The sequence below is a fragment of the Aeromonas sp. FDAARGOS 1407 genome, assembly GCF_019048725.1.
Taxonomy (GTDB): Bacteria; Pseudomonadota; Gammaproteobacteria; order Enterobacterales; family Aeromonadaceae; genus Aeromonas; species Aeromonas enteropelogenes.
Genome location: NZ_CP077399.1, coordinates 1,965,811 through 1,990,820 on the forward strand (window position 1 = coordinate 1,965,811; position 25,010 = coordinate 1,990,820).

Annotated in this window: 25 protein-coding genes; 13 read left to right on the forward strand and 12 right to left on the reverse strand. The window is 58.7% G+C overall.

Translation table 11 applies throughout. From position 1 onward, the window contains the following. Position 1: 1 nt before the first annotated feature. From I6L37_RS09585 to I6L37_RS09605, 5 genes are all read right to left on the reverse strand, one after another. Entirely contained in the window at positions 2-634 is a 633-nt protein-coding gene (locus tag I6L37_RS09585; RefSeq protein WP_042028012.1) for an NADH:ubiquinone reductase (Na(+)-transporting) subunit D, read from the reverse strand. Further along, positions 627-1,415: a Na(+)-translocating NADH-quinone reductase subunit C gene (locus tag I6L37_RS09590; RefSeq protein ID WP_026456010.1), complete on the reverse strand. Its 789-nt coding sequence runs from the start codon at positions 1,413-1,415 to the stop codon at positions 627-629. The genes I6L37_RS09585 and I6L37_RS09590 overlap by 8 nt, the downstream gene beginning before the upstream one ends. Beyond that, a complete protein-coding gene (locus I6L37_RS09595; RefSeq protein ID WP_216993887.1) occupies positions 1,405-2,634 on the reverse strand; it encodes an NADH:ubiquinone reductase (Na(+)-transporting) subunit B in 1,230 nt (409 codons plus the stop codon). The genes I6L37_RS09590 and I6L37_RS09595 overlap by 11 nt, the downstream gene beginning before the upstream one ends. Positions 2,635-2,637: 3 nt before the next feature. Further along, on the reverse strand, positions 2,638-3,981 hold the full coding sequence (locus I6L37_RS09600; RefSeq protein WP_026456008.1) for a Na(+)-translocating NADH-quinone reductase subunit A: 1,344 nt from the start codon (positions 3,979-3,981) through the stop codon (positions 2,638-2,640). 442 nt (positions 3,982-4,423) lie between these two features. Next, positions 4,424-4,729, reverse strand: a complete 306-nt coding sequence (locus I6L37_RS09605; protein WP_042028010.1) for a BolA family transcriptional regulator — start codon at positions 4,727-4,729, stop codon at positions 4,424-4,426. 204 nt (positions 4,730-4,933) lie between these two features. Here I6L37_RS09605 and I6L37_RS09610 point away from each other — a divergent pair, with 204 nt between their 5' ends. From I6L37_RS09610 to I6L37_RS09630, 5 genes are all read left to right on the forward strand, one after another. Further along, the gene (locus I6L37_RS09610) at positions 4,934-6,067 is read left to right on the forward strand and encodes a methyltransferase (protein WP_216993888.1); all 1,134 of its coding nucleotides are present in this window, start codon (positions 4,934-4,936) and stop codon (positions 6,065-6,067) included. A gap of 18 nt (positions 6,068-6,085) precedes the next feature. Beyond that, positions 6,086-6,670 (forward strand): YajG family lipoprotein, encoded by a 585-nt coding sequence (locus I6L37_RS09615; protein WP_026456005.1) that lies wholly within the window; start codon positions 6,086-6,088, stop codon positions 6,668-6,670. Positions 6,671-6,672: 2 nt separating this feature from the next. Further along, a complete protein-coding gene (locus I6L37_RS09620; RefSeq protein WP_216993889.1) occupies positions 6,673-7,248 on the forward strand; it encodes a peptidylprolyl isomerase in 576 nt (191 codons plus the stop codon). A gap of 166 nt (positions 7,249-7,414) precedes the next feature. Further along, on the forward strand, positions 7,415-8,788 hold the full coding sequence (locus I6L37_RS09625) for an MFS transporter (protein ID WP_216993890.1): 1,374 nt from the start codon (positions 7,415-7,417) through the stop codon (positions 8,786-8,788). A 156-nt stretch (positions 8,789-8,944) separates the two neighbouring features. Further along, positions 8,945-9,787 (forward strand): outer membrane protein OmpK, encoded by an 843-nt coding sequence (locus I6L37_RS09630; protein ID WP_042073198.1) that lies wholly within the window; start codon positions 8,945-8,947, stop codon positions 9,785-9,787. 94 nt (positions 9,788-9,881) lie between these two features. On the opposite strand, the gene I6L37_RS09635 is transcribed toward I6L37_RS09630, so the two are convergent. Then, complete coding sequence (locus I6L37_RS09635; protein ID WP_026456001.1) at positions 9,882-10,364, reverse strand: YajQ family cyclic di-GMP-binding protein; 483 nt, start codon at positions 10,362-10,364, stop codon at positions 9,882-9,884. A 200-nt stretch (positions 10,365-10,564) separates the two neighbouring features. Between I6L37_RS09635 and I6L37_RS09640 the strand changes: the two genes are divergently transcribed. Together I6L37_RS09640 and I6L37_RS09645 are read left to right on the forward strand one after the other, a co-directional pair. Then, complete coding sequence (locus I6L37_RS09640; RefSeq protein ID WP_216993891.1) at positions 10,565-11,506, forward strand: ketopantoate reductase family protein; 942 nt, start codon at positions 10,565-10,567, stop codon at positions 11,504-11,506. Positions 11,507-11,528: 22 nt separating this feature from the next. After that, positions 11,529-12,089: a DJ-1 family glyoxalase III gene (locus I6L37_RS09645; RefSeq protein ID WP_216993892.1), complete on the forward strand. Its 561-nt coding sequence runs from the start codon at positions 11,529-11,531 to the stop codon at positions 12,087-12,089. 90 nt (positions 12,090-12,179) lie between these two features. Here the strand turns inward: I6L37_RS09645 and I6L37_RS09650 are convergent, their stop codons facing one another. After that, positions 12,180-12,386: a hypothetical protein gene (locus I6L37_RS09650; RefSeq protein ID WP_026455998.1), complete on the reverse strand. Its 207-nt coding sequence runs from the start codon at positions 12,384-12,386 to the stop codon at positions 12,180-12,182. A 126-nt stretch (positions 12,387-12,512) separates the two neighbouring features. On the opposite strand from I6L37_RS09650, the gene dinB reads away from it, so the two are divergent. The 6 genes from dinB (at position 12,513) to rlmM (ending at position 19,100) form a co-directional block, all read left to right on the forward strand. Further along, positions 12,513-13,568, forward strand: a complete 1,056-nt coding sequence (gene dinB, locus I6L37_RS09655; RefSeq protein WP_216994145.1) for a DNA polymerase IV — start codon at positions 12,513-12,515, stop codon at positions 13,566-13,568. A 70-nt stretch (positions 13,569-13,638) separates the two neighbouring features. Further along, on the forward strand, positions 13,639-15,780 hold the full coding sequence (locus I6L37_RS09660; protein WP_216993893.1) for a methyl-accepting chemotaxis protein: 2,142 nt from the start codon (positions 13,639-13,641) through the stop codon (positions 15,778-15,780). 274 nt (positions 15,781-16,054) lie between these two features. Next, complete coding sequence (locus I6L37_RS09665; RefSeq protein ID WP_216993894.1) at positions 16,055-16,975, forward strand: transcriptional regulator GcvA; 921 nt, start codon at positions 16,055-16,057, stop codon at positions 16,973-16,975. Further along, positions 16,968-17,594, forward strand: a complete 627-nt coding sequence (locus tag I6L37_RS09670) for an alpha/beta fold hydrolase (RefSeq protein ID WP_216993895.1) — start codon at positions 16,968-16,970, stop codon at positions 17,592-17,594. Before I6L37_RS09665 ends, I6L37_RS09670 begins: the two co-directional genes overlap by 8 nt. A 32-nt stretch (positions 17,595-17,626) precedes the next feature. Beyond that, positions 17,627-18,013, forward strand: coding sequence for a DUF423 domain-containing protein (locus I6L37_RS09675; protein ID WP_216993896.1), 387 nt, complete (start codon positions 17,627-17,629; stop codon positions 18,011-18,013). Beyond that, a complete protein-coding gene (rlmM, locus tag I6L37_RS09680) occupies positions 18,006-19,100 on the forward strand; it encodes a 23S rRNA (cytidine(2498)-2'-O)-methyltransferase RlmM (RefSeq protein WP_216993897.1) in 1,095 nt (364 codons plus the stop codon). Before I6L37_RS09675 ends, rlmM begins: the two co-directional genes overlap by 8 nt. A gap of 82 nt (positions 19,101-19,182) precedes the next feature. Here rlmM and I6L37_RS09685 read toward each other — a convergent pair whose 3' ends face one another. The 5 genes from I6L37_RS09685 to I6L37_RS09705 form a co-directional block, all read right to left on the reverse strand. After that, positions 19,183-19,641 (reverse strand): hypothetical protein, encoded by a 459-nt coding sequence (locus I6L37_RS09685; RefSeq protein WP_216993898.1) that lies wholly within the window; start codon positions 19,639-19,641, stop codon positions 19,183-19,185. Between the two features lie 117 nt (positions 19,642-19,758). Next, positions 19,759-20,766, reverse strand: coding sequence for an isocitrate dehydrogenase (locus I6L37_RS09690; RefSeq protein WP_216993899.1), 1,008 nt, complete (start codon positions 20,764-20,766; stop codon positions 19,759-19,761). Between the two features lie 142 nt (positions 20,767-20,908). Beyond that, a complete protein-coding gene (xni, locus tag I6L37_RS09695) occupies positions 20,909-21,706 on the reverse strand; it encodes a flap endonuclease Xni (RefSeq protein ID WP_151027933.1) in 798 nt (265 codons plus the stop codon). 120 nt (positions 21,707-21,826) lie between these two features. After that, positions 21,827-23,182 (reverse strand): nucleotide 5'-monophosphate nucleosidase PpnN, encoded by a 1,356-nt coding sequence (gene ppnN / locus I6L37_RS09700; RefSeq protein WP_216993900.1) that lies wholly within the window; start codon positions 23,180-23,182, stop codon positions 21,827-21,829. Between the two features lie 148 nt (positions 23,183-23,330). Further along, entirely contained in the window at positions 23,331-24,947 is a 1,617-nt protein-coding gene (locus I6L37_RS09705) for a diguanylate cyclase (protein WP_216993901.1), read from the reverse strand. Positions 24,948-25,010: the final 63 nt, after the last annotated feature.

Below are 25,010 nucleotides of genomic sequence, written 5' to 3' on the forward strand. Positions count from 1 at the left end.
CTTAATCCTTTGCCTCCACCTGCTTGGGATCCTTGGTGCGAACGCCCCAGATGATCAGACCAATGATGAAGAATGCGCTCGGCGGCAGCAGCAGCAGGCCGTTCGGTACATACCAGCCACCGTTGTTCACCAGCGGCATCAGCTCGAGGCCGAACCAGGTGCCGGAGCCCAGCAGTTCACGCACGGTGGCGACGCTCAGCAGAATGGCGCCATAGCCCAGACCGTTACCAATACCGTCCAGGAAGGAGGGCAGCGGGGCACTCTTCATGGCGTAGGCTTCGGCACGACCCATTACGATACAGTTGGTGATGATCAGACCCACGAATACCGACAGCTGCTTGGAGATCTCATAGGCATAAGCCTTGAGCACCTGGTCAACCACGATAACCAGTGAGGCGATGATCGCCATCTGGGCAATGATCCGCACGCTGTTGGGGATCTGGTTGCGGATCAGGGAGATGAACAGGTTTGAGAAGGCGGTGACCGCCATGACCGCGAGGGTCATTACAAACGCTGTCTTCATCTGGCTGGTAACCGCCAGTGCGGAACAGACACCCAGCACCTGCAAGGCGATGGGGTTGTTGCCGAGCACAGGCGTCAACAGCAACTTTTTCATTTCGCTCTTGTCAGCCATTGTTGATTTCTCCTGCACGAACCTTGGCCAGGAAAGGACCGAAGCCCTTGGGACCCATCCAGAAGTCGAAGGTGTGCTGTACGCCGTTACCGGTCAGGGTAGCGCCGGACAGACCGTCAATCTCATGCTCAGAGCCAGCCGGAGCATGGCCCTTGATCACGCGCAGCGCGGGCATGCCGTTCTGATCGAACAATTTCTTGTCCTTGAACAGGGCTTCCCATGCCGGGTTTTCGATTTCGCCACCCAGACCCGGGGTTTCACCGTGGTCGTAGTAGGTGATGCCCTTGATGGTCTGGCCATCCGGAGCAACGGCGACGAAGGCATACATGGTAGACCACAGACCCTGACCGTAGATGGGCAGGATGATGCTATCGATCTTGCCTTCGCTGTCCTTGGCGAAGAATACCGGGATCAGCTTGGAGATCTGGCGCAGGCCGGCCTTGTCGTCGGCCGCAGCCAGACGGATATTTTTGGCCGGATCCTTGGCAGCCTGCTTGGTATCGAAGTTGTCGGCATCGCCGTCAACAAAGTTACCGGTGGAGAGATCCACCAGGCGGGCTTCGATCTTGTCGCCATACAGCTTGGCCATGTCGCGCTTGGCGACATCGCTGATGTCCACACCGGCAACGGCGAGGATGTTGCTCTGCTTGTCCAGTGCCTTGTTCTCCTGTTGGGTAGAACGCAGGCCAACGGCGGCAACGGATACCACGATGGAACAGGCCAGACAGAGGCCAGTCACCACGCTGACGGTGCCGAGGGTTGAATCTTTATTAAACGCCACGAGCAATCCTCCGCTTGATGTTTGCCTGAGCGACGAAATGGTCAAACAAGGGAGCAAACAGGTTCGCAAACAGAATGGCCAGCATCATGCCTTCCGGGAACGCGGGGTTGACCACGCGAACCAGCACGACCATGACGCCGATCAGTGCGCCGTACCACCACTTGCCCTTGTTGGTAAAGGCTGCGGAGACAGGGTCGGTCGCCATGAAGGCCATACCGAAGGCGAAGCCACCCAGCACCAGGTGCCAGTGCCACGGCATGTTGAACATGGGGTTGGTGTCGGAACCGATGACGTTGAACAGCAGGGAAGTCGCGATCATACCGACCATCACGCCGGCGATGATGCGCCAGGAGGCGATGCGCATGTACACGATCATGGCGGCGCCCAACAGGATCATCAGGGTGGAAACTTCACCGATGGAACCCGGCAGGTTGCCCAGGAAGGCGTCCATCCAGCTGATGGCTTCGCCAGTGGCGCTGTTGATCAGTGCCATCTGGCCACCTTGGGCCCACTGGCTCAGGGCAGTCGCACCGGAGAAACCGTCAACGGCAACCCACACTGAGTCGCCGGAGATTTGACCCGGGTAGGCGAAGAACAGGAACGCACGACCCGCCAGAGCCGGGTTCAGGAAGTTCTTGCCGGTACCACCGAACACTTCCTTGGCCATCACCACACCGAAGGTGATACCCAGGGCGGCTTGCCACAGGGGCAGCTCGGGCGGCACGATCAGGGCGAACAGGATGGAGGTCACGAAGAAGCCTTCGTTGATCTCGTGCTTGCGCACCATGGCGAACAGCACTTCCCAGAAACCACCGACCAGGAAGACGGTGATGTAGATCGGGAAGAAGTGGGCTGCGCCGATCAGCATCTTGCTGCCGACACCGGCCACGGCCGGATCCAGGGAGGCACCCAGCATGGTTGCCAGCGCATATTGCCAGCTGCTGGCACCGGCGGCGGTACCCAGATGGGCAATCGCGGCAATGGACTGGTTGCCGACGTTGTACATGCCCCAGAACATGGCCGGGAACACGGCCAGCCACACCATGATCATCATGCGCTTCAGGTCGAGCGCATCACGAACGTGGGCAGCATTGCGGGTTACGGAACCCGGGGTATAGAACAGGGTATACGCCGCTTCGAACAGGGCGTAGTACTTGGCGTACTTCCCACCCGGCTCGAAGTGGTGTTCCATATTTTCAAGAAGTTGCTTGAAACTCATCGCTTAACCTTCCAGTTCAATCTTGGTCAGGCACTCACGCAAGATAGGGCCGTACTCGGTCTTGCCGGGGCAGACAAAAGTACAGAGGGCCAAATCTTCCTCATCCAGCTCCAGGCAGCCCAGTGCTTGTGCACCATCGGTATCGCCAGAGATCATGTCCCGCAGCAGCAGGGTCGGCAGGATGTCGAGTGGCATCACCCGCTCATAGTTGCCGATAGGCACCATGGAACGATCACTACCGTTGGTGGTGGTGGTGAAGTTGATCAGCTTGCCCTTCATCAGATGAGAAAGGGTGGTGCGGGTAATGGAGAACTTGTTGGCGCTGGGGTTGATCCAGCCCAGGAACTCTTTCTCGCGACCTTCACCCAGTGCGCAGACCTGATTGTGGTAACGACCCAGATAGTCGTGAACCCCGTCGGCCTTGGCACCGCTCAGCAGAGAACCGGAGATGATGCGGTTTTCGTCGGCACGCAGCTCGTTGTTGGTAATCTGGCTGATGCAGGCACCCAGACGGGTACGCAGCAGACGCGGCTTGAGCACGTTCGGACCTGCCAGGGCGATCACCTTGTCGGTGAAGATCTGGCCGGTGGTGAACAGCTTGCCGTAGGCGATCACGTCCTGATAGTTGATGTGCCACTGCACCTTGGTGCTGCTGACCGGATCCAGGAAGTGGATATGGGTGCCAGGCAGACCGGCAGGATGAGGACCGACGAAGATCTCTTCCTTGACCTGGGCCAGGGGAGAGTGAGGCAGGCTGGCTTCGCCCTTGCAGACGTAGACGTTGCCATCGGTCAGGCGAGTCAGCACGGCCAGACCGTCGAGGAACGCCTGGGACTGTTCCTTGATGATCAGCTCGGGATTGGCTGCCAGCGGGTTGGTGTCCATCGCGGTCACAAAGATGGCGCGCGGGGCGGAGCCAACGGCGGGAACCTTGCTGAACGGACGGGTACGCAGCGCAGTCCACTGACCGGAGGCGAGCAGGATCTCCTGCACCTTGCTGCGTTCGAGCTTGGCCAGCTCGGCGGAGGCAAAGTGCTCGAAGGTTACCTGTTCGTCCGAGCCGTCGAGGTCGATGACCACGGACTGAAGAACACGTTTGGCACCACGGTTAATCTCTGAAACCACACCGGTGGCAGGAGCTGTGAATTTAACGCCGGGATTCTTCTTGTCTTCGAAGAGATCCTGACCTTTGATGACGCGATCACCTACTTTGACGAACATAGTAGGTCGCATCCCCACGAACTCCTCGCCCAGTGTAGCAACACGGGTGATGGCGGGGCCATCGTAGATTACTTGCTCTGGCGCACCCAGCACGGGGATGTCCAGTCCTCTTTTGATTGTAATCATACTTACTTGCACTACCGTTACGGGAAGAGAGGTTGGTTAGCGCCGAGAAATACATCACGACGGGTGGTCGAGTGACGATATTGCCGTTGCAACCAGTAAACAGCGCTGGCGATCATCCAATATGCGGGGTCACTCAAAAGCGCTTGAGTTTACCACTTATGACTCATTTTCTGCCATGACAAATGGGTAAAATCCCTGTGCCATCACAAAATTAACCTCTCCTGAATAAGGGGGTGAACCCCTCGTAAACCGTGGTTTTAAAGGTTTTTTTATTTGAATACCCCAATGGGGGTAATCTTATTGTTGAAAATATTGATTAGAAAAGATAATCCGGCAGTTTTGTTTGCGAATTGTTCTCATATGGGGCTTTTTATCGCCCCATTTCCAATGACTTGCAGGCGGGATGGCAGAGGGATGCAGGAACTCTCCTGTTCTGGCCGCGTCAGGGTTTGCCGACGCAGCTCGGGGTGCGCGGTGCCTGGCCCTTTTGCTGCCATTCGCTCTCTGTGTAGGTATGCAGTGCCAGGGCATGTACCGGGCCGGCCAGCTCGGGGGCCAGCACTTCATTGATCAGGCGATGACGGGCCAGGAGACGCAGACCTTCAAATTGCGGGCTGACGATGACCACCTTGAAGTGGCTCTCGGAGCCGGGCTCAACACGATGCATATGGCTCTCGTTGATCACCTCCAGCAGGCTGGGAGTGAGGGCGGCGGTCAGTTTTGCTTCAATGTGTTGTTGCATGGTCATCAGGATGCTTCCAGAAAGTGAACGTGGGGCCATTCTATCGGCAGTTGCCTAGCGGAATAAGTCCCCTTATGGAGAGAAATATGGCCCGGGAACGCCGTCATGGCGGCTCGAACTGGTGAAATTCCTCTACCCCGCTAGAATAGCGCCACTTTGCGTCGCCCCTGGCGCCTGTTACCCGAATCAAGCCGAGGTTGGACTCATCCTATGGAAACCCTTCTTGTCACTCCCCATTGCCAGCTGACCCTCTATCGCTACCCGCGCCTGAGCCAAGAAACCCTGCAAGCCTGGGATGCGGCCGACGAATATCTGATCAACACCCTGGCTGAGTCCCCCCTCGAACAGGCAGGCCAGGTGATCATCATGAACGATGGATTCGGCGCCCTGGCGGCATTTTTGCACGGTTACTCTCCCGTCAGCGTCACCGATTCCTATATCAGCGAGCGGGCCACGCTGGCCAACCTGACCGAAAACGGGCTGGATACCGACGGTATCCGGCTGCAGGATGCGCTGGCGCCCCTGCCCGAAGCGCCGGCACTGGTGGTGATCAAGGTTTCCAAATACCAGGCGCTGCTGGAGCAACAACTGCTGGCCCTGCGTCAGGTGGTGACGCCTGCCACCCGCATCATCGCCGCCGGCAAGGCCAAGGATATCCACACCTCCACCCTCAAATTGTTCGAGAAATACCTGGGGGCAACCCGGACGTCGCTCGCCTGGAAGAAGGCGCGCCTTATCCACTGCGAACCGCAGGAAGAACGTCCAGCGCTGGCCAATCCGTTCCCCACCGTCTGGCCGCTTGAGGGCACCGACATGCTCATCCACAACCACGCCAACGTCTTTTCGCGCACCAGTCTGGATATTGGCGCCCGCTTTATGCTGGACAATCTACCGATACATAGCGCGCGCAAGGTGATCGATCTGGGCTGTGGCAACGGTGTGCTGGGACTCTCGCTGCTGGCACGGGACAGCGAGGTGGAGGTGACCTTCGTCGACGAGTCCTACATGGCGGTGGCGTCGGCACGGCTCAACGTCGAACACAACCTGGCGGAGGCGCTGCCGCGGGCCAGCTTCATGGTCAACAACTGTCTGGATGGCGTCGAGACGGGGACGGCGGATCGGATCCTCTGCAACCCGCCCTTCCATCAGCAGCAGGCGATCACCGATCATATCGCCTGGCAGATGTTCCGCGATGCCCACCGGGTGTTGCCCAAAGGGGGGGAACTCTGGATAGTAGGCAACCGTCATCTGGATTATCACAATAAACTCAAGCGCTTGTTTGCCAACGCACAAGTCGTTGCGTCAAACAGCAAATTCGTTATTTTGAAAGCCATCAAACGCTAACGTCAAAGGAAGTTCATGATGAAAAAGTCACTCTTGCTGCTGGCCGCCCTGATGCTCGGCGGGTGCGCAACCCATTGGCCCGAGACGGCGCTGCTCAATCCGCAGATCGTGCCGGCCAACCAGCAATATTACTCTGGCAACCGGATCACCATGGAAGGGGTAGACAAGCGTGAGGCTGCCTATGTCTTCTCCATCAAGAAGAAAGAGAAGGCCACCGTGCTGGTCAACAGCGAGCGTCCGCTCAATCTGCTGGTCGCAGAGAAGCTGGCCGAGGGGCTGCGCAGCCAGGGGCTCGAAGTGGGCAACAGCGGCACCACCAACCTGACCCTGGTTATCTCGACTGCGGCGGTCAATGTGGAAGAGAAGACCTTCACTTATGTCACCAAATCCCGGGTCAGCCTGCAGGTGATCGCCGATTTTCAGGGCAACCGTCTGACCAAACAGTTCAACATGTCCTCCAGCAAGGAGGGACCGGGCGAGCCGAGCATGGCGGATCTGGAATCCACTCTGAACCTGCAACTGGGCAATGTATTGCAGCAGATCATGGCGGATGAGGCCCTGCGTGGCTATCTGAAGGGTCAACCGAGCGGCGCAGGAGTCTGATCATGAAAAAACTCTGGTTGCTGGTCATGCTGGTCACTCCGCTGGCATTTGCCGGCCCGCAGGTGAGAATGGAGACCAACCACGGCAATATCGTGGTGGAGCTGGCGCCCAAGCAGGCGCCCCAGACGGTGAAGAACTTTCTGCGCTACGTGGCGGACGGCAGTTACGATGGCAGCCTGTTTCACCGGGTGATCCAGAACTTCGTGGTTCAGGGGGGCGGCTATAACCAGCAGTTCCAGCAGCTGCCGACCTATGAGCCCGTGGTCAACGAATCCCGTGGCGGTCTGCCCAACAAGCGCGGTTCCATCGCCATGGCCCGCACCCAGGCGGTCGACAGCGCGACCCGCCAGTTCTACTTCAACCTGGTGGACAACAACAACCTCAACGCCAATGCCGGTGCCGGCTACACCGTCTTTGGCCTGGTGGTACAGGGAATGGAGGTGCTGGACAAACTGGCACAGGTGCAGACTGGCTACAGCTCTATCCTGCGTGCCAACGACGTGCCGACCAGCCCCATCATCCTGAAGAAAGTGGTGTTGCTGGCCGAGAGCGGAGCCGACAAGAAGGCGGGCAAGTAACCCTTATCTACCCTTGATGGCCCTGCGATAATCCTTGTTGCAGGATGCAAGGCTCACCCCTTCCGGGGTGGGCTTTTTGTTTGTCTGCCGTTTGGCCCTGCCTTGGCTATCCGGACCTAACCTGCCAAAATGGCGCACTTTTCCAAGATCCGTCAGGTAATTACACATGGTCCGCAAACCAAGCTGGAAAGACTCACTCGCCGTCTATCTCGAAGCCAGAGTGCTGATCCTCTTTGCCATGGGCTTTTCATCGGGTCTGCCCTTGCTGCTGGTCTTTGGCACCCTGTCGTTCTGGTTGCGCGAGGCGGATGTCAGCCTGACCGACATCGGTTATATGAGCTGGGTTGCCCTGGCTTATGGCTTCAAGTGGCTGTGGTCCCCCCTGGTGGATCGCATGCCGTTGCCGCTGCTCTCCAGGCTGCTTGGACGTCGTCGCAGCTGGATGCTCTTCTCCCAGCTGCTGATCGCGGGGGCTCTGGTTGGCATGGCGCTCTGCGATCCCAAGACCGGACTGGCGCAGCTGGCGCTGTTTGCCCTGCTGGTGGCCTTTGCCTCGGCGACCCAGGATATCGTCATCGATGCCTATCGCATCGAATCTGCGCCGGAGCGGTTGCAGGCGGCCATGGCGGCTTCTTACATGACGGGTTATCGATTGGCGATGATCATGGCGGGGGCAGGAGCGCTGGCCCTGGCAGCCTGGTTTGGCAGCAACGTGGGCTATGACTATCGCGGCTGGCAGATAACCTATCTCCTGATGGCGGGCATGATGTCTCTTGGCATCATCACCACCCTCTTCTGCCATGAACCGCAGATCGACCAGGCTACCCAGGATCAGCAGCAAGCCGAGCGCAAGGCCTGCCTGCTGGCAAAGGGGTGGCCATTGCCGCTGGCGAGTGCGGGGGCCTGGGCCTATGAGGCCATCTGGTGCCCCTTTGCCGACTTCTTCCACCGTTACGGTCGCTCGGCGCTGCTGATCCTGGCGCTCATTGCCTGCTATCGGGTGGCGGATGTGGTGATGGGGGTGATGTCCAACAGCTTCTATGTGGATATGCAGTTCAGCAAGACCGAAGTCGCCACCATCACCAAGGTGTTCGGCGTCATCATGACGTTGGTGGGTGCGGCGCTCGGGGGCGTGCTGGTGATGCGCTTTGGTACCCTGCGCATTTTGTTCCTGGGGGCGCTGCTGACTGCCAGTACCAACCTGCTGTTTGCCCTGCTCAACCAGGTGGGCCACAACCTGGAGCTGCTGACCCTGATCATCTCGCTGGACAACCTCAGCGCCGGGATCGCTACCGCCGCCTTTGTGACCTATCTCTCCAGCCTGACCAATGTCGCCTTTTCGGCGACGCAATATGCGTTGTTCAGCTCTGTGATGTTGCTGCTGCCCAAGCTGCTGGCGGGGTTTTCCGGCCAGATAGTGGAGCAGGTCGGCTACAGTGTCTTCTTCGTGGGAACTGGTTTATTGGGGCTGCCTGTGCTGCTGTTGATCGTGCTGGTAGCGAGAAAAGGGGAGTCGTTGTTCTCAATACCGAACAAATAGCAAGCGTTTGCGTTAAAGCGGGGGTGATTAGATTCACACTTCCAAAGAAAGTTCCCCAGAAGTTGTTTCTCCCCCTATTTTATTTGATTAGAATCCCATTCGCTCCTTGTGGGCAGGCTACGGAAAACCTCAACTAACACACAAGAGACCAATAAAATGGCCAAATTTACCAAGACTCTGATCGCTGCCGGCCTGCTGGCTGCTGCTGCCACTCCGGCGTTCGCTGCTGACTACAGCGGTGACATCCACAAGAACGATTACAAGTGGATGCAGTTCAACGTAATGCATACCATCGATCAGCGCCCGTTCACTGCCGCTGATGACGATTACAACGATACCTATCTGGAAATGGAGTTCGGCGGTCGTTCCGGTATTTTTGACCTGTATGGCTATGTCGATATCTTCGATATTTTCGACACCAAACACAGCGACAAGCACGGCGGCCAGAACCTGTTCATGAAGTTTGCTCCGCGCATGTCTCTGGATGCCCTGACTGGCATGGATCTCTCCTTCGGCCCGGTACAAGAGCTGTATATCGCCAACCTGAACAACATGGCTGATGGCCAGATGGAAAACCAGATCGGTCTGGGTGCAGACGTCATGGTTCCCTGGTTCGGCAAGGTTGGTATGAACCTGTACGCTCGCTACTCCAACGAGAACGAATTCTTCAGAGAAGAAGAGAACAGCTGGAACGGTTATCAGTTCTCCATGAACTGGTTCAAGCCTTTCTACACCTTCAGCAACGGCAGCTTCGTCTCCTATCAGGGCTACCTGGATTACGCCTTCGATCTGGATACCCATAACCGCGCCGATCGTACCAGCGACAACCTGGCTACCTTCCACGGTATCTACTGGCACTCCGATCGTTATGCCGTTGGTTATGGCCTGAAATACTTCATGGATGCCTACGGCACCAAAGATGGCTCCACCTCTTACAACGGTTCTCCCTGGAAGAGCTCTGGCTTCAGCCACTACTTCTCTGTTACCTACAAGTTCTAATCGAACTTGGGGTACAAAAAACCGGAGCCTTGGCTCCGGTTTTTTTATTTCTGCCCGATTGGATGGGCGCGAAGAGAGAAAGCGCCCGGGCCAATCAGTCGCGGAAATTCTGGAACTGCATCGGTTGGCCCAGTTCGGCGCCACGCACCATGGCCATCACTTCCTGCAGATCGTCACGCTTCTTGCCGGTGACGCGCACTTCGTCGCCCTGAATGGCGGCTTGAACCTTGATCTTGGAATCCTTGATCAGCTTGACCAGCTTCTTGGCCACTTCCTTATCGATACCCTGCTTGAACTTGACGTTCAGGTGGAAACGCTTGCCAGAATGCACCGAATCACCCACTTCCATGGAGCTGGTTTCGATATTGCGTTTGAGCAGGGCATTGCGCAGTATTTCAACCATCTGCTTGAGCTGGAAATCGGCATCCGCTTCCAGTTTCACCTCTTCCTTGTTCAACTCGAAGCTGGCCTCTACCCCACGAAAATCGAAACGGGTGGCCAGTTCACGATTGGCGTTGTCGACGGCGTTCAACACCTCGTTCATTTTGACTTCAGAGACAATATCGAATGACGGCATAACCGGGCTCCTCATGTTGCGTTATCGGGGGGCAAATCTACCAGAAAACGGGCAAATTTGCTGATTTTGATGGGACCGCTCTGCTAGAATCCCCTGCGCACAGGAGTGGTCGGACCCGTTAGTGTCCGCCAGCGACATCTTCACTTATCCCAGGTAACAGGTTGAGAGGATTGCAGCCCTTACCTCGATTGAGTCACATCATGCCAAGCGGATTACTGAATTCTCGACAGCCTTCGACACCTCAATGGACCCTGCTGGGCTGTGGCGCCCTCGGCGGCGTTTTTGCATCCTTGCTCACCCAAAGTGGTCAGCCGACCCGCGTCTTGCTGCGGGATCACCATCAATCTACCCTGCACCCGGGCATTGACTTCACCTCTCTGGAGGGTCACACCCAGCTGCTCGCCATCGAACGCGGATTTGTCGGCAAACCGGGACAGATCCAGCGCCTGTTGGTGATGACCAAAGCCAATCAGGTGATTACGGCACTGACACCGTTGATCGGCAAGCTGGCGGCCGGCGTGCCCATCGTGCTGCTGCACAATGGCATGGGCATTGCCGAGCAGGTCGTCGCCCTGTTTCCCCACAATCCGGTGATCGCCGGAGTTACCAGCCATGGCGCCATGAAGAGCGGTCACTTCGTGTTTCGCCACACCGGCAAGGGCGAGACCTGGCTTGGCCCGATTAACGAGGCCGCCAGAGCCCATGTCGCGCTGGCCGATGAGCTGGCGCTGGCCCTCGGCCAGGCGGGCTGGGACGAGCAGATCCGGGCCCGTCAGTGGCAGAAGCTGGCCATCAACTGTGCCATCAATCCCCTGACCGCGCTGCACAAGTTGAAAAATGGCGAACTGGCGGGACCTCGTTTTGCCGATACTCTGCAGCAGGTTTGTGTCGAGGTAGCCGATGTTATGTGCGCCGAAGGCATGCCGACCACGGCCGAAGAGCTGTTGCGCCGGGTGATGACTGTGGTGGAGTTGACCGCCGATAATTACTCTTCCATGCATCAAGACATGGAGCAGAAGCGGGAGACCGAGATCGACGCCATCACGGGGTTCCTGCTGGCCAGCGCGGCAAAGCATGGCATTGCCGTTCCGGTCAATCAGGGGCTCTATCAGGCGATTAAAGAGAAGAGCCAGGTGGCGTGAGCCTAAAGGCAAGGAGGCGAGGATGAGCGTACTGGTGTTGGTGGCCCCGGGGTCGGAAGAGATTGAAACCGTGGCCATCGTCGATACTTTGGTGCGGGCCGGTATAGAAGTGGTGCTCGCCTCCTGTTGTCCGGCTGGTGAGCGCCAGATCAGGGCCTCTCGCGGAGTGCAACTGGTGGCGGATTGCCATCTCGACGAGTTGACAATCCGCGACTTCGAGGCGATCGTGGTACCCGGTGGCCTGCCCGGCAGCGAGGTGATCCGCGATGCGCCGCTTGCCATCGAGCTGCTGAAAGCGCAGGCCGCTCTCGGCCGTTGGCGAGCCGCCATCTGCGCGGCTCCCGTGGTGGTGCTGCAGCATCACGGCTTGCTGGGGGAGGCCTGGGTCACCTGTCATCCCGGCTTCCAGTCGCAGCTGCCGGCTGCACAGTTGGCAACGGACAGGGTGGTCAGGGATGAGGCTCACCGCCTCATTACCAGCCAGGGGCCTGGTAGCGCCATCGAATTTGCCCTCGAGTTGGTGCGGGTGCTGCGCGATGATGCCCTGGCCGAGCGCGTCGCGGCCCCCATGGTATTGCCATAAGGCCGGGCATGACACCCTCCTGCGAAACGGGCTCCCGCCATCACGGCGGGAGCCCGTTTTTTTATCTGAGTGCAATAGGAATAGCTTGGGTCAATAGTCGTAGCGACCGCACTGTTTCTTGTTGAATTCACCCTGCCAGCGCGCCAGTTCCTCCCGTGTGCCCAGGGTATCCCCCTTCTCGATGGCCTGTTTGAGATGCGCCATCCTGTCATAAAGCCAGCGGCACTCCGCCGTGGGGTTGTTCTTGGCGCTCACGGCCAGCGGCAGCAGGCAGAGTCCCAGCCATAGATATTTCATCCCGAACGTTCCTTGTTGTGCATGAAAGGTCTCTTTGGAGTCTATCATCTTGTGCCGATGACGGGGATAGTGCGCTGTTTCACCCTGGGGTAAGATAGCTGCATGTCTGGTTATTTATACAGTGGTATGCGCAAGATCATCCATATCGACATGGACTGCTTTTATGCGGCGGTGGAGATGCGGGACAACCCGGCGCTGCGTGATGTGCCGTTGGCGGTCGGCGGCGCATCCGATCGCCGTGGCGTCATCTCCACCTGCAACTATGTGGCCCGCCGTTTCGGCGTGCGCTCCGCCATGCCGACGGCGCTGGCGAAAAAGCTCTGTCCTCCTCTGGTGCTGCTGCCGGGGCGAATGGCGCTCTACAAGGATATTTCCCGCCAGCTGAGGGCCATCTTCCTGCGCTATACCGATCAGGTTGAACCCTTGTCACTGGACGAGGCCTACCTCGATGTGACTCACAGTGCCTGCTGTGGCGGCAGTGCGACCCTGATGGCCCGGGAGATCCGTCATGCCATCGCCACCGAACTGGGGTTGACCGCCTCGGCCGGCGTGGCCCCAAACAAATTCCTGGCCAAACTTGCCTCGGAGCAACGCAAGCCCGACGGCCTGTTTGTCATCCGCCCCGACGAGGTGGCCGAGTTTGTCCGCCAGCTGCCCCTTGGCAAACTGCCTGGGGTGGGGCGCAAGACTGCGGAGCGGCTCGAAGCGCAGGGGCTCTACAGTTGTGAAGATGCCAGAGCCTTGAGCGCACAGGAGCTGTGCGAGCGGTTTGGCAAATTGGGCGAGATGCTGGCGGGTCGGATCTGGGGGCGGGATGATCAGCCGGTTCAGGCACAACGCATACGCAAGACCATAGGGGTGGAGACCACGCTTGCGAGCGATCTGTGTGACGAGCAGGGCTGCCTTGCAGTACTGGACTCCCTGCTCCCCGAACTGGAGCGACGTTTTGAGGCCGTCTGCCCGGCAGATCAGTTGATGGGGCAGGGGATCAAGCTCAAGTTCTCCGATTTTCACCAGACGACTGTCTACCGCAGCCAGGGGGGTTACCAGCGCGGACTCTTTGCCGTCTTGCTGAAGGAGGGATTACAACGGGCTCAAGGGCGGCCGGTGCGTCTGCTGGGGCTGGTGGTCGGCCTGCCGAAAGAGGGGGAAGTGAACCAACTGTCGCTGGATTTGCTCTGAAAAAGTTAAGTTTTTGTTTATAAAGTCGATACTCTATTTATCTCGGTATGACGTGAAGTAGGAACTTGGCATGCGCGCTCTCTCTGTCCAGGGTCGGATCACCCTGATCTCAGGTTGTTGTCTGTTGGTTACGGCCGCCGTCCTGGTTATCTCCTCGCTCTACAATGCCAACAAGATGCAGGATCAGGTGCTGCAGGCCACCATGCAGGAGGCCCAGATGTCGGCCGAGCACTGGATGACGGCGATAGGGGGTGAACAGGCAGCCAAGGTGACCAGTTACCTCGACGAAGCCTACTTCCGGGCCACCTTGCTGGCCGAAGATCTCCTGTTCCAGCGCAGGAATGCGGCCGAGAACTTTACCCATTCGGAAGCTCTGCGCGGGGCTCTTAATCAGCAACTGAGGGATGCCGTGGCCTCCTCCGCCAATCTGCTCGGTGCCTATGCGGTGTTCGAGCCGGATCAGCTGGATGGGGAGGACAGCAACTATCAGGGCTCCAGCGCTCTGGGAGCCAATGACAAGGGGCGCTTTGCCAGCTACTGGGCCAATGATCACGGAAAGATAGTCTCCGAGGTCATGGATGAGGAGGTGCTGGCCGACGAGAGTCCCACCGAGACCGGAGGGGTGGAAAATGAGTGGTATCGCTGCAGCATCCGCACCCGGGCGCTCTGTCTGCTCGAACCCTATCTGGATGAGGTGGGGGGCCAACAGATCCTGATGACCTCGGTCACCTATCCCTTGCAGGAAGAGGGGGCCTTGCTCGGCATGGTGGGAGTCGATGTCCCCCTGACCAGTTTGCAACAGCTGGTGAACAGCATGGATCAGCAACTCTACAGTGGAAAAGGCAAGATCCTGCTGGTCAGCCACGAGGGGCGGGTCGCCGGGGCCAACGAGTTTGACGTGTCCATGGGGCAGACGCTGGGTCAGCAATATTCCGAGCTGGCCGCCGATTTGAAAGGGTGGCTCGATCAGGGGCAAGTGCTGAGCCGCTGGAGTGATGACGGTGCCTTGTTGCAGACCTTCGTGCCAGTCACCATGCGCGGTACCCCGCAACAGTGGGGTATCTATATCGAACTCCCCAGGGATGTGGTGCTGGCGTCGGCCAAGCGGCTGCATGGCAATCTGGCCGAGGAGGGCAGACGCAGTGTAGCCACCCAGGTGGTGATTGGCGTGCTTATCTCCCTCATCGCCCTGTGCGGTATCTGGCTGATGGCGCGCCAGATAGTGGCTCCCATCCGTGCCGTGGTGGCTCGCCTCAAGGACATTGCCAGCGGTGAGGGGGATCTGACCCAGCGCATCGAGATCCAGCGCGAGGATGAGATCGGCGAGCTGGCCAAGTGGTTCAACAGCTTCCTCAACAAATTGCAATCCACCATCAGCCAGGTCATCGCTACCGTGGAAGGGACGCGAACCAGCGCGGAGCGGGCCGCCCAGGTGGCCGAGCGTACCAGCAACGGCATGCAGGCCCAGTATCAGGAAATTGATCTGGTGGCCACGGCATTCGAAGAGCTCAGTGCGACGGCGCTGCAGGTGTCCGGCAATGCCAGCGCCGCGGTGACGGCGGCCAACGAGACAGACACGGCGGCCCAGGAGGGCAAATATGTGGTGGCCGATACCCAGACCGCCATGGGGCGGTTGATGACGACCATCAATGAGGCCCAGCCGGTGGTGGAGCGGCTCTCGGCCAACAGCGAGAACATCAATGACATCCTCATCGTCATCCAGGGGATCGCGGAGCAGACCAATCTGCTGGCCCTGAACGCCGCCATCGAGGCGGCCCGGGCAGGTGAACAGGGGCGGGGTTTTGCCGTGGTGGCCGATGAGGTACGCAATCTGGCGGGCCGCACCCAGAACGCCATCGTCGAGATCCAGACCCTGATCAGCGAGCTGCAATCTGGCACGGGTGCCGTGGTCAATGCGATCCGCGAGGGCCATGGTCAGGCAGATCAGACGCTCGCCAAGGTCGACCTGTCGGTACGGGTGCTGGAGCAGATCATCCAGTCCGTTTCCACCATCCATCAGATGAATGAACAGATCGCCAGGGCCGCCCAGGAGCAGACCCGGGTCGCGGAGGAGATCAATCGCAATGTCAGCAATATTCGCGATGTGAGCCACACCATTCGGGGTGAGGCGGCCACTTCCGCCGAAAATGGTCGTGAGCTGTCGGCACTGGCGGACAAGCAGCAGCAACTGGTGGGGCAGTTCAAGGTATAGAAAAAAGGCGCCATCCAATAAGAGGCGCCAAACACATTCAGATGACAGACTGGGTTAAATCGCGTCGATTTAGCCCCTCTTCCCGCAGAGGAAGAAACACAACACCACAATCACAGTCGGAAGGCTCACGGAAAACACATTAAACCAATATGTCGCAGAAAATGTGAGCCATATGACAACTGATTGCAGGGCGAATTATGTTTATTCACTGGTCGACCCGCAACCGACAAATTATAATGCGCCCCATTAGAAAAACTCATCGTCGGCTGGTGTCATGTCTCGTCGTTTACCCCCGCTCAATGCCCTCAAGGCGTTTGAAGCAGCGGCCCGTCACTTAAGCTTTACCCGCGCAGCAGAAGAGTTGTTTGTGACTCAGGCTGCCATCAGTCACCAGATCAAGGCGCTGGAGGAGTATCTTGGCATCAAGCTGTTCCGCCGCAAGAATCGCTCCTTGTTGCTGACCGAGGAGGGGCAGGGCTATTTCCTCGATATCAAGGATATCTTTGCCTCCATTTCGGAAGCGACCGACAAGCTGCTGGCGCGCAGTGCCAAAGGGGCGCTCACCGTCAGCCTGCAGCCGAGCTTTGCCATCCAGTGGCTGGTACCCAGGCTGGTCAAATTCAGCGAGCGTCACCCCGATATCGACGTGCGGATCAAGGCCGTCGACATGGACGAGGGAGCGCTGACCGACGATGTGGACGTAGCCATCTACTACGGCCGTGGCAACTGGCCCGGATTGCGCTGTGAAAAGCTGCATACCGAATACCTGATCCCGGTCTGCTCTCCCTTGCTGCTGACCGGCCCCAAACCGCTGCGCACGCCGGACGATCTGACCCGGCATACCCTGTTGCACGATACCTCGCGACGGGACTGGAAGGCCTGGTTCCGCCAGCTCGATATCGATGCGCCCAACGTCAACCAGGGGCCCATCTTCAGCCACTCCACTATGGTGATCCAGGCGGCCATTCATGGACAGGGGGTGGCCCTTGGCCACAGCGTGCTGGCCCAGCCCGAGATCGAGGCCGGTCGCCTCATCTGCCCGTTCGAGCAGGTACTGGTGAGCAAGAATGCTTTCTACCTGGTGTGCCAGGAGCAGCAGTCCGATCAGGGCAAGATAGTCGCCTTCCGCGACTGGATGCTGGAGCTGGTGGAACAGGAAGAGGCCCGTCGCCGGGCAAGGCTTGCCGATGCATGAGGTGATCCGGGAGGGGGCGAGTGACGCCCCCGTTCGCATTTTGCTGGCCCACGGAGCCGGCGCCGGCATGGAACACGCCTTTCTTGCCGAACTCTCCCGTCTGCTGGCCGGGCCCGATATCGAGGTGGTGCGTTTCAACTTCCCCTACATGATCAAGCGGGCCCAGGATGGCAAGCGTCGTCCGCCCGATCGTCAGCCGGCGCTGCTCGAGCACTGGCGCCAGATGGTGCGGGAGTTTGTCCACCCCAAACTGTTTCTGGCAGGTAAATCCATGGGCGGGCGGATGGCGGCCGAGATTGCGGGCGAGATGAATGCTGCAGGATTGCTCATTCTCGGGTATCCTTTCCACCCCCCGGCCAAGCCCGAGTGCTGGCGGGGCGAGGTGCTCAAGCAGATCACCACGCCAACCCTGCTGCTGCAGGGGGAGCGTGACACCTTTGGCAACCGTGCCGAACTGGTCGATTTCCCCTTCTCATCCGCTGTATCGGTCCATTGGCTGACCGATGGTGATCATGGCTTCAAGCCGCGCAAGGCGAGTGGCGTGAGTGAACAGGAAAATCTGCAGCAGGCAGCGAACGAGATAAGGCGCTTTGTCACCAACCCCCCGGTGCGGAGTTGAGGACGGCGAGCGGGAACACAAGGAGAGTTGGAATGCAGATCCACCGACACTGGCTGGTGCTGGCCGGCTGCTTTGGCCTGACGGCCACCATGCTGGGCGCCTATGGTGCCCACGGCCTGGCGGCGACCGGCATTACGCCCGAGCGCCTGGCGGCTTTCAATACCGCCGTGCAATATCAGTTTTTTCATGCATTGGCCCTGCTGGTGCTGGGTTGGTGCGGCGTGCGCAGCAAGGTGATCACCTTTGCTGGCACCGCGTTTGTGCTGGGGATCATGGGATTCTCCGGCAGTATTTATGCCATGGTGCTGCTTGGCAGCAAGGGGTTGGGGCTTATTACCCCGGCCGGTGGCCTCTGTTTTATGTTGGGATGGGCGGCCCTGATCTGGGCTGGCTGTCGTCTTGGAGGAAAAAATGAATAATCTGCTGCTGTATTGCCGCCCCGGTTTTGAGAAAGAGGCGGCGGCAGAGATCACCGAACGAGCCACTAACATGCAGTGTTATGGCTTTGCCCGGGTCAAGGACGACAGCGGCTACATCATCTTCGAATGCTACGGTGAGGAAGAGGCCGACCTGCTGGCGCGCAAGCTGCCGTTCAAGGAGCTCATCTTCATCCGCCAGATGCTGGTGGTGACCTGCGAGCTCAAGGAGCTGGATCTGGCGGATCGGATCACCCCGATCATCGAGGCGACCCGCGACTACGCCATCTGCGGCGATCTGCGGGTGGAAACCGCCGATACCAACGAGGCGAAAGAGTTGTCGGCCTTCTGCCGCAAGTTCACCGTGCCGTTGCGCCAGGCGCTGCGCAGCAACGAGATCCTGACCAAGAAGGAGACGCCGAACCGCCCCGTGTTCCACGCCTTCTTCCTGGCCAACGATCACGTGATGCTGGGCTATTCCTACTCCTTCAACAACTCCGCATTCCACATGGGGATCCCGCGCCTGCGCTTCCCGGCCGATGCGCCAAGCCGATCCAGCCTCAAGCTGGAAGAGGCCTTCTACGTGTTCGTACCGCGGGAAGAGTGGGACGTGCGGCTGCGCTCCGGCATGAAGGCGGTGGATCTGGGCGCCTGCCCGGGTGGCTGGACCTATCAGTTGGTGCGCCGTGGCATGATGGTGACGGCGGTCGACAACGGCATGATGGCCCAATCCCTGATGGATACCGGTCAGGTCAAGCATATCCGGGATGATGGTTTCGTCTGGCGTCCGAGCAAGAAGAACACCTACTGGCTGGTGTGCGACATGGTCGATAAACCGGCGCGGGTCGTTCACATGATTGCGGACTGGTTCCGTGAGGGTGACTGCCAGGAGGCGATGTTCAACCTCAAGCTGCCGATGAAGAAGCGTTATGCCGAGTCGGTGCACAATATCGAGGTGCTGCGCGAGATGCTCAAGGAGATCGACAACGCGTTCGTGATCCAGGCCAAGCAGCTCTATCACGATCGAGAAGAGATCACCGTGCATGTTTACAACAAGTACTGGGTCTCCAAACTCGAGCCCAAGGCGTGATGTAGCAGTTCTGCCCGTACGATAAATACCAAGGCCGACAGGGAAACCTGTCGGCCTTTTGCTATTCGGCTGCCGGAAAATATCAGAAACGGTAATCGAGGCGCAGGGAGGATTCGTCGTCGGTCACCTTGATCTCTATCTGCAGCGGGATGGTTTTGTCGACCGGATTGAATTGCATCTTTATCCCGTCTCCTCTCAGCCTGAGGGCGGTGTTCATTCCGCCAGCCTTGAACTTGACCTTGGGTCTGAAGCGTTCAACCGACAGACTGACGCTCTTTTCCGGGGTCAGATTAAGCTGCGGGTAGGAGGTGATCTTTTGATTACCAAAGTTGTCGGTGGAGACTTCAATACCAAACGACAGGGGTTTGGGTGCCTTGAGCAGGTCGTTGGTATCCAGGCTTGAACGCCATACCTCGGTGGCAGTCCGTTTTTCCTGCTGCGGCAGTTTGGCGGTTTGGGTTGATTGAGCATGTTCGAAGGCACTTGCAGCACCACAAACCAGCATCAAACCCGAAACCAGATAGCACCCGTATCCCTTCATGAAAAACACTCCCTGTTCTTCTTCTCTATTGAACATAGTTGCTGTTTGGGGAGTGGCAAAGGATTCGGAAATATAAAAAAGGGAGCCTGGGCCCCCTTTTAAAATCAATTGGTTAGCTTACAGACGATCGATGATGGCTTGGGTGAATTCGCTGGTGGAAGCCGTGCCACCCAGATCGCGGGTGACCCGATCACCGGATTCGATGGTAGCTCGCACCGCCTCGCGGATCCGCTCTGCTTTATCCTGCATGCCGAGGTACTCCAGCATCTGGATGGAGGCGAGGATCACCGAGGTCGGGTTGGCAATGTTCTTGCCAGCTATGTCAGGCGCAGAGCCGTGGACCGCTTCGAAGATGGCCGCACCATCGCCGATGTTGGCGCCGGGCGCCATGCCAAGGCCGCCGACCAGACCGGCGCAAAGATCCGAGAGGATGTCGCCGAACAGGTTGGTGGTGACCATGACATCGAAACGCTCCGGGTACATCACCAGATTCATGCAGGCGGCATCGACGATCATCTCTTCGCTCTGTATATCCGGATAGTGGCTGGCGATTTCACGTGCCACTTCGAGGAATAGGCCGGAGGTCGATTTGAGGATGTTCGCCTTGTGGATGATGGTGACCTTCTTGCGCCCTTCCTGACGAGCCAGCTCGAAGGCGAACTTGACGATACGCTCGGCCCCTTCGCGGGTGATGATGCTCATCGCCTCGGCACTCTTGTTGTCATCACTGCGCTTCTGACCTGCACCCGAGTACATCCCTTCGGTGTTTTCACGCACTGTGATGATGTCGATGTTGTCGTAACGGCTTCTGGTGCCCTTGAAGGAGATGACCGGACGCACGTTGGCGTAGAGGTTGAACTTCTTGCGCAGGGAGACGTTGATGGAGGTGAAGCCACCGCCGACCGGAGTGGTGAGCGGGCCTTTCAGGCTGACCTTGTTCTTCTCGATCAGGTCGAGGGTGGCCTGGGGCAGCAGCTCGCCATGTTTTTCCAGGGCAACCAGACCGGCGTCTGCGTATTCGTAGTCGAAGTCACAACCCGCGTGGGTCAGGATCTGGATGGCGGATTCAATGATGCTGGGGCCGATGCCGTCGCCCGGGATGACGGTAATCTTTCTTTTTGACATGAGGCGTATCCACTTCTAGGGAACAGAGGGGGAGGATTCGTCGGCTTTATACCATTTTTGCACCACATTCTCCATGTTTCTTTACATTTTACCCATTTATGTCAACAGGTACGGCCTGTCTTGGGAAATGGTGTGCTGGGGATCACGCCCCGGCATCAGGGACGGGAGGGTAGCGGATCTCCCGCAGGTTGAACCCGAGCGGGATATCGTGCTGCAGCCGGACCAGGCGTTGGGCCAGCAGGGCCTCTTCCCGGTGCTGGCGCAGCTTGAGCAGGGGTCTGGTGGCCTCCTCCCGCTCACAGGCCTCCAGCATGGCAGCCAGGTCCCCGTATTGCTGCAGCAACTGGGTGGCGGTCTTGGGGCCAATGCCGGGCACCCCCTTGATGTTGGAGCCGCTGATACCGGTCAGGGCCCAGAAGTCCACAAGCTGGGTCGGTGTAACGCCGTACTGCTGCTGGACGAAGGCGGCATCCAGCCAGCGTTTGTTGAAGTAATCCCGCACCCGGATCTGCGGGCAGATGAGCTGGCAGAACCCCTTGTCGGTGGAGATGATGGTGGCGCTGGCGCCGTGCTGGGCAATGCCGCTTGCCAGGGTGGCGATGAGATCGTCCGCCTCGTCGGTCTGGGAGAGCAGGGCATCCACACCGCACTCCCAGAAGGCGTCCTGCAGGTCGGCAAGCCCTTCCCTCAGCTCATCCGGCATGGGGGTGCGGCCCTCCTTGTAGGGGGGATAGAGCGTCTTGCGCCAGCTGTGGACCTCACCGTCAAAGACCGCGATGGCGTGGGTCGGCTCGCTGGCCGCCAGGAGCTTCTTGCTGGTGTTGATGAGGTTGGCACGGGTGGCGAGCAGGGCCTGGGCCGGGGTCAGTCCCTGCTGGCTCTGCACCGCATGCAGTCGGCGGATGAGGTTGAGGGCATCGATGATGAGCAGGTGTGGCATGGGGCACTCCGGGCGTCGGGGAAGCCATTGTAACAATGGTGGCGTCTCCTGCTAACCCCGTAGAAGACCATCAATGAAAGAGGGGCCCATGGGCCCCTCCGGTGCATTGTGGTGTCCCGGCTATTTGACTATCTCGTAGCAGGGAACGTACTGGCTGCCCGGCAGCTTCATGCGCTGCTGCTTGACGAAGCTCTCCAGCAACCTGTCCATCAGGTGCATCAGCTCCTTGTCGCCGTGCAGCTTGAAGGGACCCTTCTTCTCGATGGCCCTGATGCCCCCTTCCTTGACGTTGCCTGCGACGATGCCTGAGAAGGCGCGGCGCAGGTTGGCTGCCAGCAGCTGGGGCGGCTGGTTGCGATGCAGATCCAGGCTGGCCATGCTGGCGTGATCCGGCTCGAACGGCAGCTGGAACTCGGGCTCGATCCGCAGGGACCAGTTGAAGGAGTAGGCATCTCCCACCGATTTGCGGTATTCGCGGATCTTCGGCATCGCCTCCTTCATCACGCGGGCCACCTCGGGCGCATCGCCGATGATGATCCGGTAGAGACTGGTGGCGGCTTCCCCCAGGGTCGCCTTGACGAAGTCGTCGATGGCGCGGAAGTAGTCGGCGCTCTCTTTCGGGCCTGTCAGCACGATGGGGATGGGTTGGCGATCGTTGGCCGGGTGCATCATGATGCCGAGCAGGTAGAGCAGCTCCTCGGCAGTTCCGACCCCGCCCGGGAAGATGATGATGCCGTGACCCAGACGCACGAAGGCTTCCAGCCGCTTCTCGATGTCCGGCAGGATCACCAGCTCGTTGACGATGGGGTTCGGCGGTTCGGCGGCGATGATGGAAGGCTCCGTGAGGCCGATGTAGCGCCCGTTGCGCACCCGCTGTTTGGCATGGCCGACGGCGGCCCCCTTCATCGGGCCCTCCATGGCACCCGGGCCACAGCCGGTACAGATGTTCAGCTCACGCAAGCCCAACTCGCTGCCCACGGCGCGGGTGTACTGGTATTCGATCTCGTTGATGGAGTGGCCACCCCAGCAGACGATCAGGTTGGGATCGGCGCCGGGCAGGATCACCTTGGCGTTGCGCAGGATGGCGAACACCACGTTGGAGATATGAGTGGAGTTGGTCAGATTGACCAGGCGGTTGGACTCGAGCTGATTTGAGACATAGAGAATGTCGCGCAGCACCGAGAAGAGGTGCTCCTGAATGCCGCGAATGATCTCGCCATCGACAAAGGCGTGCTCGGGGGCATTGAACAGTTCCAGCTTGACCCCGCGCTCGCGCCGGATCACATGAATATCGAACGATTTGAAGCGCTCCAGGATCTCCTTGGAGCTGTCGGTATGGCTACCGGAATTGAGCACTGCCAGCGAGCAGTTGCGAAACAGTTGATAGATATCGCTGGAGGCAGTCTGCTTGAGGCGATCCACCTCAAGCTGTGACAGCAAATCCATGCTGCCGACGGGATTGATGTGCGTAATCATAGGTTCCCCTTTACTCACTTGTTATCGTTGTGTTTTTCCCTGGGGAGAAAAGGGGACGCTATGTTGCATCCCCTGAGATCGATAGTAGTGGTAACAGAGGGTGGAGGGAAATAGGGCGACGACTGTTCGCTGTTTTTTTAGCCGCTTGTCAGGCCAGTGTCACTTGATCCCGACCGGTGTGCTTGGAGTGGTAGAGTGCCTTGTCCGCCCGTTCAAACACATCTGACGGGTTGTCCCCATCCTTGAACAGGGTTGCGCCGATGGAGATGGTGATCTCCACCTTGGCATCGCGAAAACGGAACGGGATGCTCTTGATGGTCTGGCGCATGGTCTCCAGCGGCTTCTGGAACTTGTCCGGGTTGATGTTGGGCAGCAACACCACGAACTCTTCCCCACCAAAACGGGCGATGAAATCTGTGTCACGCAGTGCACTCTGCAGTGCTTTGGCGACCACTTTCAGTGCCTTGTCACCCGCCATATGGCCGTAGTTGTCATTGATATTCTTGAAGTGATCGATGTCGATGATCGCCATGCAGAGCGGAGTGCGGTAACGAAGCCAACGTTTGTACTCCTGCTCCAGCCGTTCATCGAGGGCGGCCCGGTTGTGTACCTGGGTCAGGCTGTCGAGGAACAGCTTGTGTTTTTGAATGGTCAGCCGCTTCTTGTACTCGGCGGTCTCCTCCTTCATCAAGCGCAGCTTGGACTCCATGGTGGAGAGGCGGGTGAGCAGGTGACGCTCTCGCGCCGCCGTACTGTCACGCTCTTGCAGCAGCAGGTTGATGGCGCCCATATGGCCGGAGATGGCGCGCTTGAGCGCATCGATGGAGTTATGGCTGGCCAGGGAGTGATCGATCGCCTGCAACTCGTTGACCAGCGCCTCACGGGTCTCTCGGGTTTCGTTTTGCAGCGCACGCCCCTCATCGAGGGATTCGGTAAACCCGACATGTACTGCGGAGAGGCTCTCGTTGAGGGAGCTGAGGAAGGCGCGGGAGGCTTTGCGCTCCTCACGGGTGCCTTCGATGATGAGCTCGATCACCTGCAGGCAGGTTTCCGCCAGCAGGGCAGGGTTGATCCCGATCAGCAGTTGGCGGCGAATGTCGCTCAGGCTCTCGCCGATGGCGCCGGCAAAGTCGAGTTCGGTGATAAGCCGCTGCAGCTCATCGGCGATACGGGCGTGATCCTTGAGATCAAACGGGTCGACATCGGGTTGGCCATCGTTGCTGGCAGTATCGCTTTCTTGTTGAGTTGCACCTGACGGTGCCAACAGGGGCTGGCTTGGCAGCAGCTGGATCTTGATCGCCTGCTGGTAAAACTCCAGCAGCTTGATCACCTTCTTCTGGTGATCGGCAATGCCGTAACCGACCGGACTTGCCAGAAATTCCTTGAGGGACTTGCGGGTCTCTTCCGGGAAGCCCTTGATGTTTTTCAGCTGTTTGGAACCAAGCTCGATGGCGGTCTGGGTCAGGGTGATCGACTCTTCCAGCGCATTGCTGTGCTGCTGCAGCAGTTTTTCAATGGCCAGCAGGTCGGCGTCCAGCGAGGTAAATGCGGGATTGTTATCCAGTTTCTGTTTGAGCTTGGCGAAGCGATTGTCCAGCTCGCGGTCGAAGCCACGGCAGGAGAGCATCAACTTGTTGATAAACTGGATGCCGCGAGCACGCTCTGCATCGGAAAACGACAGCACGCCGTCGAGTTCCAGCTGTTTCTGCTGAAGGGATTCCCTGAGTCTTGCCAATTGTCCTGCTACGGCAGCGATGTCATTCATTATCAGGTCGCCCTGTTGTCATTATTGTTTTTGGTGTTGGATAGCAACAGTGGTCGAACCTGG